The organism is Borborobacter arsenicus, assembly GCF_003934165.1.
Lineage (GTDB): Bacteria > Pseudomonadota > Alphaproteobacteria > Rhizobiales > Rhizobiaceae > Pseudaminobacter > Pseudaminobacter arsenicus.
In genome coordinates this window covers 1-10,417 of record NZ_RKST01000060.1, presented here as the reverse complement: position 1 = coordinate 10,417, position 10,417 = coordinate 1, and the positions used below count along the sequence as shown (strand labels likewise).

Annotated in this window: 9 protein-coding genes and 1 pseudogene; 8 read left to right on the top strand and 2 right to left on the bottom strand. The window is 58.5% G+C overall.

The window, feature by feature from the left end:
- Window positions 1–196: 196 nt before the first annotated feature.
- Window positions 197–514 carry a hypothetical protein gene (locus EET67_RS26270; protein ID WP_245451232.1) on the bottom strand — a complete coding sequence of 106 codons (318 nt, stop codon included), beginning with the start codon at window positions 512–514 and terminating at the stop codon, window positions 197–199.
- 66 nt (window positions 515–580) lie between these two features.
- Between EET67_RS26270 and EET67_RS26445 the strand changes: the two genes are divergently transcribed.
- The 8 genes from EET67_RS26445 to EET67_RS24515 all read left to right on the top strand — a co-directional run bounded on the left by EET67_RS26445 (window position 581) and on the right by EET67_RS24515 (window position 10,333).
- Window positions 581–808 (top strand): topoisomerase DNA-binding C4 zinc finger domain-containing protein, encoded by a 228-nt coding sequence (locus EET67_RS26445; protein WP_281011206.1) that lies wholly within the window; start codon window positions 581–583, stop codon window positions 806–808.
- Between the two features lie 323 nt (window positions 809–1,131).
- Window positions 1,132–2,010: a pentapeptide repeat-containing protein gene (locus tag EET67_RS24540; protein ID WP_128628802.1), complete on the top strand. Its 879-nt coding sequence runs from the start codon at window positions 1,132–1,134 to the stop codon at window positions 2,008–2,010.
- Window positions 1,992–2,702 carry a nucleotidyltransferase domain-containing protein gene (locus EET67_RS24535; protein ID WP_128628801.1) on the top strand — a complete coding sequence of 237 codons (711 nt, stop codon included), beginning with the start codon at window positions 1,992–1,994 and terminating at the stop codon, window positions 2,700–2,702. The genes EET67_RS24540 and EET67_RS24535 overlap by 19 nt, the downstream gene beginning before the upstream one ends.
- 1,021 nt (window positions 2,703–3,723) lie before the next feature.
- Window positions 3,724–4,200, top strand: coding sequence for a hypothetical protein (locus EET67_RS24530; RefSeq protein WP_128628800.1), 477 nt, complete (start codon window positions 3,724–3,726; stop codon window positions 4,198–4,200).
- 118 nt (window positions 4,201–4,318) lie between these two features.
- The gene (locus EET67_RS24525; protein ID WP_128628799.1) at window positions 4,319–6,940 is read left to right on the top strand and encodes a hypothetical protein; all 2,622 of its coding nucleotides are present in this window, start codon (window positions 4,319–4,321) and stop codon (window positions 6,938–6,940) included.
- A 48-nt stretch (window positions 6,941–6,988) separates the two neighbouring features.
- Window positions 6,989–8,542 carry a tyrosine-type recombinase/integrase gene (locus EET67_RS24520; protein WP_128628798.1) on the top strand — a complete coding sequence of 518 codons (1,554 nt, stop codon included), beginning with the start codon at window positions 6,989–6,991 and terminating at the stop codon, window positions 8,540–8,542.
- A 238-nt stretch (window positions 8,543–8,780) separates the two neighbouring features.
- Window positions 8,781–8,942, top strand: a complete 162-nt coding sequence (locus tag EET67_RS25795; RefSeq protein WP_165900035.1) for a hypothetical protein — start codon at window positions 8,781–8,783, stop codon at window positions 8,940–8,942.
- A gap of 296 nt (window positions 8,943–9,238) precedes the next feature.
- Window positions 9,239–10,333, top strand: coding sequence for a COG3904 family protein (locus tag EET67_RS24515; RefSeq protein ID WP_128628797.1), 1,095 nt, complete (start codon window positions 9,239–9,241; stop codon window positions 10,331–10,333).
- Here EET67_RS24515 and EET67_RS26260 read toward each other — a convergent pair.
- A pseudogene (locus tag EET67_RS26260) lies at window positions 10,304–10,417 on the bottom strand (IS5 family transposase); the annotation flags it as partial. The gene EET67_RS24515 and the pseudogene EET67_RS26260 sit on opposite strands and share 30 nt — an antisense overlap.

Sequence of the window (10,417 nt, the reverse complement as noted above, 5' to 3'; positions counted from 1 at the left end):
CTTCCATCACGACGGATCACCGCCGGCGCATGAGCAGGCTTGGGAAAACGCACCGCAAAGGCAACCAGATCGCCGCTTCAGGCCGCCGAAAGCTCAGCGCCGTGCATCAAGCGGGCTAGACGATCACCTGTCCCAGTTTCCCATCCGGGGCGCGCGCGTCCCCAAGGTCAATTCTGGCGACATTGCACAATTGGCGTCATACGGCTTCACCACCGCGTTCGACGCAAAGCGGCGCGATCTGCAACAGGTTCACGGTATCGGTCCCGTCAAAGCTTCTAACATCGCCGCATGGATTCGGCGTGCGGAGGCAAAATTTCAGTTCCAGAGCGCCTATACGCCGGAAGATCAGCGCCAGATCCAGAAGGCGCAGAACGAGATTATCACGAAACAGCAAGGGCTTGAGGAACGGCTCAAGAAACTGGTCGGGGAGTTTCGTCAGGAAGCGCAGGGATTTGAAAGATGGAAGTCGGGCCGCGATCCTGAACTGGAGCGGCTGGCCCAGCAACTCGCCCAAGCGGAAGCGGACTTGTCGCATCTGGGAGTTTCGGCGCCCTCCCTCCCCAATGTCGCACCCCTGCCAGTGCCTCCCGTTTCGACATTTCAGCGCGGCGGGCGACCGTCGAATTTTGCAGCGACGTTCACCACGGGGACGCGCGCCGCTCCCTCGCCAGCGCAACCGCATGCGGTCACTTGTCCGCGATGCGGTAGCCGGATGGTGCGGAGGACCGCCCGTCGAGGCTCCCGCGCAGGCAGGCCATTTTGGGGATGCTCCCGTTATCCAAGCTGCACAGGAACTCGGCCAATATAGCCAAAGGTCATACCCCGCATTTGGTACGTCAGCCATGCGTAGCATCGGTTGTCACAAGTGGCACGTCGAAACCGATATTCTGGCTGCAGTCTGGCGCTGATCCGGCAGCGGCACCGTACTGTCACCGCCAGTGCGGAGCGTACACCGTGAAGGGAACCGACCGGGATGCCGCTTGGGATATCGTTGAGCGGCGATACTAATAGTAAGAGCATTTTGCAGGAAGATCGCAGATACGTCGTATGCCCTGTTCCACTTGACCGCGTGGATTACGGAATGCATCAAGGATTGAAAATGTCCTTGGACCATCCTCGTGAGGGACTACGATGACACAGAACACCTTGCCAGTCCCTCCCGAAGCGCCTGCAGATGTTGCTGAATATAAGCCCGCTCAATTCGAACACGTTAAACTCACTGGTTCCGGGCCTAAGAATTTTAAGCACGCCTTTTTGACAGATGTAAGCGGCAAGAGCGTAGAGTTCGAGGGAATTGATTTTTCGTATTGTACCTTCACTCGAGGATATTTCCATAAAGCTAGATTTCGAGAATGCAAGTTTACTGGTTCGCGGTTCACTGACTGTAATTTTCGTGGAGCATCCTTCACAGACTGCGACTTCCGCTATGCTGACTTTACCGGCACTCGAATTGATACCACAGAGATTCTCAAATCGCTCCCTGATGAGCCCAATATCCGCCGCGAGCTTTTGCAGATACTGCGCAAAAATGCGCTTTCGCTCGGCGATGTGGGTTCGTCTCGGCAATTTGTGATTGCGGAGATCGCAGCTAAGCGGGATCATCTGCGTCGAGCCTGGAGACGAGATGAAAAATACTACAGAAACAAATACTCTGGATTCTGGAAGCATCTCGGGGTCGGGCTCAAGAGGGTGGGATTTTGGGCTGACTCGTTCTTCTGGGGTCATGGAGAACGCTTATGGAAGATTGCGATCTCTGCATCGGCTTTACTAGTTCTAGCAGCCACGCTATCCACTATGCTCTGGGCTGGTTCCCAGAACGATCCTACCATATCATCCGTATCTGCTGAATTCATTCGCTACGTAACTTACTATTTTGCGCTGTTTTTGGATGTTCCTTATCCGAACCCCTTTAGTCAGTGGTTTTGGATGGATGCGAGTATTATTCTCGCTCGTTACATCGCTTTCGGCGTACTTGTCGCGGGATTGTTCCGATGGCTATCGCACCGCTGAATCTGCCCTCTCCCCTAGCCGAAACTGTCATCGGTCTCGCCGTGTTTGGTTCTTACGGCCGTGGTGATTTCGATGCACATAGCGACTTAGATCTTTTGGTTGTTGTCAAAGATGGGTCCGGAACCGCGTCGGAGCAAGGAATTGTTGAGGCGCTTAAGCCCGCCTTGCCGAAAGAGCCCTCCGTTTCCTTTTATGGTGAGAAAAAGTTTCGAGATCTGTTCGAAGAAGGTAATCTATTTGCGTGGCATATATTCCTTGAAGCGAAGCTCATTCCGGGGTTCCTGCACCCGAGTGACGTATTCGGGCGACCAAATTTGTACCGAACTGCCTCAGCCGACATAGATGGGCTTATCGAAATTTTGAACGGCGTCCCTCGTTGGATTGCATCCAATCCGCAGAACGCGGTTTTCGAACTGGGAATCCTTTACGTGTGTGCGCGGAACATCGCGATGTCAGCTAGCTGGCACCTTAAAAGCCGCCCAAACTTTGGCCGTTACTCTCCCTTCGGGTTGCCCGGACCAGTCCGCTTCCCGATGTCGATGGAGCGCTACGAAATCGCTGTGAGATGCCGAATGGCTAGCGCCAGAGGTGAAGAGCCACCTAACGTTACGCCGCTTGTGGTGGAGGAGACGTCGGAAATGCTCGGTGCCTGGGCGCGCTCTGTTTCGGACTTCGTGAGGACAGTTGCATGACGCCTAGAGGAAAGCGTTTCCTAGCCCGGATCGATACCGAGCGATCAATAATTGGTGTCGTCAACTCCTCGATTGTCGGAAAAGACTTTCCGCTGGCCGGCCTCAGTGCAGGCGCAATTGCTGACTGGAGGCGTAGAGTGACCACCGTGCTTCCGCGCTCAATCGTGCATTCAATTGGGGAAATTCTTGAAGATGCGTCAAAGCATGCGGGATTGATGTCGGATAATAGCCGGATTGTATTTGACCCTGAACTCAAGTCCGACGCTGGGTGGTTGGAAGGGCTGAGGCACGAGCTTGTTCGGTTACTCCCATCGGATTAGCAGTATGCGTACCATTCCGTACCCCGCCGATTCCCCATCCGCTTCCCATACCCAGACGGTCCGTGGCGGCATAGCTACGCAAGTGCGGGTGTGGATCTGGCTTCGCTTGTCATACCTCTTTCATACGCGGCGTTTCGTTTCCTGCTACCCTGGCTGCGCATACCGTTCGCCTATACGTCGCTTTTCGGCTGCGGCGCAGCTACACGGGCGGAACACGCGATCAATATGTGGTAGACAAAGTGAAATCTTTGGTCTATATGTAGTTTGTATCGATGAAGAACGCTGACGCGCGGCCAACGCCGCCTTCATGACGTAGTGCTTCAGACACAACAACTGACGCGCAACTGGTCAGAGGCCGTTCCGCAAGGTTGAGAAGTTCTGCAGAGCGCTGCCGATCGCATTTGAACCCTTTGATTCAAACAAGGGTGGAGATGCGTGGCAGCGCTTTTTTGTGGCTCCATCGTCTCCGCCCAAGAGGAGAGCGTTATGCAGAACACGCATTCTGATGGCCGGTCAGCGCCGGAAAAACTGACCAATATACAAACAGCCGCGCAGGAATTGGGCGTCCATCCGTGGGCGCTCCGCCGAGCCATCAAATCCAGGGCGATCCCGGCATATACCCCATTCAATTCGAGGAAGCTGGTCAAGCTGTCCGAAGTGGTAGCTTACATCGACTCGTGTCGGAATGGGGGGGCCGAATAATGCGCAAGCACAATTCCGCCCTGACCAACGGTGACACGGTCGATTATCGCGAGAATCTCCTAGAAGTAATCAAGCTGCTGTCTGGGGCCTTGGTCCTTCAAGGCATGATCTTCTATCGCTACGCCTCCCTCCGAGAGAACGGCCGCTTGGTTGCGCGTGGCAACTGGAATCAAGCGCGGCTCATAATGCCCTTCAGCGACAGCTACAGTGCGGTGGCAATCATAGAGAGGCACAAAGGGCAGCTTTCCTGTCTCGTGACTATCGACAACGTCGATAGGACTGAATGGATGGCCAAGGGCTTCAAGAATCCCGATATAGACGCATTGGTCTTTGCAGCCGAGTTTCACCTGCCTCGCAATCAATGGGACATCGAGCATCTGGCGTCGAACAGTCAGGGTGTTTTGTACAGCGGTGATCCGAAACTGATCGCCGTCAAGCTTTTGATGGCCACCGCCGGCAGTTCGGCACTCAACTAGAGAGTTATACGCTTGCGCAGCCCCGTAAATCGGGCTGCGCCCTTTCTCGACAATCCGAGCCACTCAGCCGTACTTTTGGCACAGAACGGGATCGGCTTGCCTTTTCAAAGGTAGTACAATGTCCGACGACAATCCCGCTGACGACAGCGGCACCGCCAACTTCTCCCTATCCGGCTTCATTTCGGAGTTTTGGGGTTCGCCCTTCGAGGGCTCCCTGAAAGTCTGGAGCCGTCAGACTAAAATGACGAGTTCGTATGGGCCGGGGGAAATCCCCCGGCTCGTTTGCGATGTCGAGGCACGCAAGTTTTCCGAGGATCTGTATGTTGGGCTCAGCACCCAGCCGGACAATCTCGCTCCCACCGCGCGCGGATCGAACGAAACGGCGATCTGGTTGCCCGGTTTCATCGCGGACATCGATTTCGCTGTCGCGAAGAACAGCGCCAAACAATATCCACCCGATAGTGATATGGCACTCGGCCTCGTTCGCTCATTCGAGTTTCAGCCCTACTTCGTCCAGAACACCGGGAACGGGCTGCACGCGCTATTCAAGCTCGACAAGCCCATTGTGATGGATAGTCGGGAGGCGCGACGCAGGGCTCAGGCACTTTCTCGGAACTTCGCCCGCAAACTGGCCGCCCATTTCCAACGTGCTGGCTACGAGATAGACAACGTCAGCGATCTCGCCCGTGTTTTCCGCGTGCCGATGACCTTCAATCACAAGTCGGGCACGCCGAAGTCGGTGGCGGTCATTGCGCATAATCTGGAAAACCGGCTGTCTCTGGCTGATCTCGAGCGTGACCTGCCTGCGGCCGACAGTGAGCCGCCGAAGACGGTTTCGGCAAATCGTGCCGACCATTCCACGATCCAGCAGGAATGCGCGTGGTATGGTCACTACACGGGGGACGGCGCGGCCTCGGCCGACGAGCCCAACTGGTACGCCACGACGTCGATCACGGCGCGCTGCAAAGACGGGGACCGGCTCTTCCATGGCTATAGCGCTCAGCATCCCGGCTATAATGCGCGGGAGGCCGACAAGAAGCTCAGGCGGGCGCTTGAAGAAGCCGGCCCCCGCACCTGCGATTCCATCTGCTCGGAGCTCGGCAACGAACGTTTCTGCGATGCCTGCCCACATCGCGGCAGCATCACGTCGCCGATTCAGCTTGGCATGGTCTACGATCCCGGTCCCTTTGGGCCACGACCGCTGGGCTACACGAAGGAAGGCCATTACGCGCTGCTCGACCCGGTGCGCAAGATTATCATACTGGCGTCCGCGCAGCAGCTTCTCGCGGAGCAATATTTGCTCGGGCTGGCCGAAACCGGGTTCTGGCGTCGGCGGTTTCCGGGGAAGAAGCATGGCACGTCAAATTTTAAAGCTGCCGGAGAAGCCATTATAAAAGCATGTCGCCGCGCGGGGCCGTTCAACCCTTTGCACATACGCGGTCGTGGCATTTGGCTTGAGAATGGCAAGGTCATCGTCAATCTCGGCCAGCCCGTCGAAAGCGCGAAATTCCTCTACCTCTGCTTTGAGAGCATTCCGCTGGACGACGGTCCGAACTTCAATGCCCACCGCCTCCGAGATCATTTTAGGCACTACAACTGGCGCAATTCGCAAGACGCCGGGCTCATGTTTGGCTGGTTAGCGATGGCACCGATTTGTGGCGCACTGGTCTGGCGGCCCCATGCCTTCGTCTACGGACCTGCCCGGTCGGGCAAGACCACCATCCATACGATCGCCTCCACGGTGCTGAGCCCGCTGGCGATTTCCGCCGATGGTCAAAGCACCGAAGCCGGTATCCGCCAGACTCTCGGGCCGGATAGCCTGCCCATCCTGCTGGACGAGTTCGAGAGCGACCAGAACGGCTCGACGCTGCGAAACATCCTCCGACTCGCCCGCAGTGCCTCGTCGGCCGACACGCCAGTGCTGAAGGGCACACCGGAGGGTAAGGCGATGAGCTTCAGCCTGCGCACCACCTTCCTGTTCAGCGCCATCAATCCGCGTGGCATGTCGCCAGCCGATCAGTCACGCATCTCGATGTTCGAGCTTTTGATGCACGAGAACGACCGGGAGGTCGCAAGGCGCATTGCAGAGGACGAGGCGTATTTCCGCTCCAAGGGCTCGGCATGGTGCTCCCACATGATCGGGCTTGCCCATCTGGTGCAGCCGGCCGCCGACGCCATCGACATCCACCTAACGGGAGATCGGAGGCATCGCCAGAACATGAGCATCCTGATCGGGGCCGGCTTCGTCGCCCTAAACGGCAGGGTTCCCACGGACGAAGAAGCAAAGGCGCTCGCTGCCGAGTATGCGCCGGCAATCGAGCGCCACGCCCTTGAGGTCGAGCGCGACGATGCACAGGAATGCCTTGACCATCTCCTGTCTCATGTCGTGGACGGCTATCCCCTCGGCCATTGGCTCGCCTGCCTCCGCGATGAGCAGCAGCGGCGCGGCAACGACTTCGCGGCCGCCGAGCGGATCGTTGCGAGCTACGGCATGCGGATGAACGCCGAGGGCGAGGCGGCAGGCTTCTATGTCGCCAATGGCGCTCCGGCGATGGAGGAGGTGTTCCGAGGCACGCCGTGGGCGCAGCGAGCATGGGAAAGGGCCATCCGGAAGCTGGATGGGGCGTTCACGCCACCGAACCCCGTTCAGTTCAAGGTGCTGGGCAAGAAGCGGGCCACGGGCATTCCGCTCGCCTACCTGCCCGACGAGTTGCTGCCGGGTGTGGAGGGGCCATTTTGACCACGCCCGGACGGACGGACACCTACACACTATAGGAGGGGGAGGGGTATGGTGCTGCAGCCGCCGCTGCGCCACCGCCACCCCCTATACCTGTGCCCTGCAGGCGTCCGTCCGTCCCGCCGTGCCGCTCGATCGAGCGCCGAGGCGTTCGTCGACGGCAATTTCAACCTCGATGGGCATGGAATCCGAGACTTTCGGGGCCGCGTCGTCTCGCGGCTTCGACATTCACGGACACGCCGAGGTTACGCGTCTGGTTACAGCTTCGGCTGTTTCACGGGCTTGGTGAGCGCCCCGACGATTACTTGTGCCGGTCACGCGGGCGTGTTTTCCTCCCGATTTTTTTCCTTTTTGACAGGCAAGGCCATGAACGACTTCAATGTTTCCATCACCACCACAACCCGCCGCCGCAAGCTTACAAGCGGCGCGATCAGCGAGCGCCAGCAGTGGTATTGTGAGTACCGCGAGCCGCTCACCCGCAAACGCCGTCGCCGCGCCTTCAACCGTAAAAAGGACGCCGAGGCGTTCCGCACGACGCTGCTGCTGAAAGTGGCGGAAGGAGCCTATGTGGACGAGCGGAAGGCCCCGACAGTTGCGCAAGCCATCGAGCATTGGCTGGCGACAAAGGAGGGCAACGTGAAGGAGTCCACGCTGAAGGGCTACAAGGTCGTCGCGAATGGCGCGATCCGTGGCCCGCTGCTGATCGGAACCAAGCAGGAGAGGGCCGACTATACCGAGAGCGGCGTCCAGCCCAAGAACGCCCGCTTCATCAAGCTGCTCGGCCAAGTCAAGCTGACCGCCCTCACGACGGCCATGATCCGTGTCTGGCACAAGACGGTAACGGAACAGTGCGGCGCGTACACGGCGAACCGGGCGAAGTCGCATCTCAAATCCATCCTGGCCCTTGCCGAGGAGGACTTCGGCATCCGCGCGCCGTCCATGCCGACAGGCCTTCCCCGTGTCCGACATAGGCAGAAAAAGGCCATTCTGACCCCCGAGCATATCGCAAAGTTGATCGCCGCAGCGCGCGAGGACGCGGAACATGGAATCTACTACGCCTTCGCCTTCCTTGCCGGCACACGACCCTCCGAGCAGTTGGGCCTACTCTGGTCGGAAGTCGACTTCGACCGCAATGTGACCCGCATCCGCAGGATACAGGAGCGTGACGGCTTGTTGACAGAGATGACCAAGACCGAGGCGGGCACGCGCGACATCCCCATGAGCGCGGTTCTCCGCGAGATGCTGCTGGCGTGGCGGGTCCGCTGCCCAAGGAAGGGGAAGGAGTTGCACCGCGTTTTCCCTGGCCCCGGAAGGCTGCAGGAATGGCCGAAGCCGCGTCTCGGCGGCGGTGGACCGCTGCTTTATCAGAATTTCCGCAAGCGGTATTGGGCACCGGCCTTCAAAAAGCTCGGTCTACCCTATGTCACGCCGCACTCGGCTCGACACTCTTTTATCTCGACCTTGCAGGCGCAGGGGATCGAGGTCGGCTTGGTGGCGCAGATAGCCGGCCATGCGAACCCAACCGTTACGCTCGGCCATTACACGCAGGCCGTGCGCGACGGCAGCGCCGCCATCGAGGCACTCGACCGGGCCTATGGCAGCTAGGCCAGACCGGGCTCAGGGCTGGCGGTATACGCATGGCTACGCCGCCGCCCGCCGACCATACGCCCGTGGCCGCTGGGCCGCTTCCTGGCCTACGGGCACAGGCCGGCAGCAGCGCCCGTCCCGCCCCGCAGCCGGCGTCAGGAATGGCTGTAGGCTGCGCAAGCCACTGACATCACTGCAATAATTGTGCGCGCAGCAGAGCAGTGTTTTTCTGTCCTGTTAAGCAGGGGAGACCGCCGTGCATATTCTGGTCAGGGACAAGCGGACTGGTGCTGAGGACTGGATTCCGCTTGAAACCGCCGCCGATCTGATGGGCGTTGCCGCCGACGAGATCGAGTGGGCGCTGGAAGAGTTCGGGGAATGCGAGTCCGCCAACCATATCGCCCTCGACCCAGAATAGGGCAGGGGACAATTGACGATGTCAGAGGCGCGACGATTGCCATGCCGCTTTGTTGTGTCTGCCTCTCTCCGGGCGGAATCGCTCGACCCTCCCCCCATTGCTGCATTTCAGGCCTCGGCCAGAGGGACCCGGTTGGGCCTGAAAAATATTTCGAATACATACGCAGCATACGCGCTGCGTCGCTCGTTACACCCTCTGGCCTAGCCGATACCTAAATCTCCTTGCATGATGCGCCACTGTTCCAGTCGACAGATGGAAAAGTCGCGGTTAGTCTCGATACAAGGGTTGAGTGGGCTATGGCGTGGTTTCCAGTTATTTGTCGCGCTGTGTTTGCGTTGTTTGCCGCCATAGCGGCCACGAACGCTCAGGCTGGATTGACCTACGATGCGGACCAAACGAGTGATGGGCTTCGCTTCGTAATGGTGCAAGGCCAGTTTGCCTTCGACGACAATCTTGATGAATTTGCTGCCGTGGTCCGGACGCATAATCCATCGGTTGTCAGTTTCAATTCGCCGGGTGGGAATGTCGCCAAGGCGATGGAACTTGGTCGTCTTATCCGCTCTTTCCGGTTGAGCACCTTTCAGTTGAAGGGCCTCGATTGCTCCTCCGCTTGCGCGCTGGCGTTTCTCGGCGGTGTCATTCGATTGGCTCAACCTGGCGCAATCGGTGTGCATAAATCCTCGTTCAGCGAGGCGAGCCCCATAAGCACGCATGAGGCGGTCTCGGCTGTTCAGCAGCTCACAGCCGATGTAATGACCTATATGATCGAGATGGGCGTGGACCCGGCGTTGCTGCAGCTTTCCTTGCAATACGACAGCGACGACATTCGTTACCTCTCTAGGAGCGAAATGGAGCGCTTCCGGGTGGTGACAACCGATCAGGCTTCTCAGCCTCAGACGGAACAGCCGACCCCGAGCTTGCCACAGCAGCCGAACGTCGCAGCGAACCCTGCACCGACAGGCCAAAGCTACAATTCGTTGGCAATCCCCGATCCGCGCTCCGGTCGGGTAAGGCATCCCAAAGGGCAAGCTCCCCTCAAAGCGTTAGCCGAAGGAAAATCGGCAAATGTGGCGAATGTGCAGAATGGCACGCCCGTTACAATTCTTGCCGACAATGACCGGTGGTACCGGCTGCAAGTTGGTAGCTTAACTGGATATATGCACCACACCTGGGTCTACGTTGACCAATATGACAGCGGCCCGTTCAGCCAGCGGCACATCCAGGTCAAGAGCGTCGACAACTTGATCGAAGCGGAAACCATCGTCCGGTCGTCTCCGGTCGCGCTGTCCGCCTATCTGGCGACAAACGGTTGGTTTGCGATCACCCTTGAGAAAACGTACGACCAGCAGGTCGCGTCAAATCTAGCGCTCGTGGACAAAGGGTATCCATAGTTTGACTGCGGCAATGGCGACGAAGCCGAGATAGGATTCCTTTGTCTTGTCGTAGCGAGTGGCGACGCGTCGCCAGTTCTTGAG

Coding starts and splice junctions, on each gene's coding strand:
- EET67_RS24540 (WP_128628802.1), top strand. CDS start 1,132: ATGACACAGAACACCTTGCCAGTCCCTCCCGAAGCGCCTGCAGATGTT.
- EET67_RS24535 (WP_128628801.1), top strand. CDS start 1,992: ATGGCTATCGCACCGCTGAATCTGCCCTCTCCCCTAGCCGAAACTGTC.
- EET67_RS24530 (WP_128628800.1), top strand. CDS start 3,724: ATGCGCAAGCACAATTCCGCCCTGACCAACGGTGACACGGTCGATTAT.
- EET67_RS24525 (WP_128628799.1), top strand. CDS start 4,319: ATGTCCGACGACAATCCCGCTGACGACAGCGGCACCGCCAACTTCTCC.
- EET67_RS24520 (WP_128628798.1), top strand. CDS start 6,989: ATGGTGCTGCAGCCGCCGCTGCGCCACCGCCACCCCCTATACCTGTGC.
- EET67_RS24515 (WP_128628797.1), top strand. CDS start 9,239: ATGGCGTGGTTTCCAGTTATTTGTCGCGCTGTGTTTGCGTTGTTTGCC.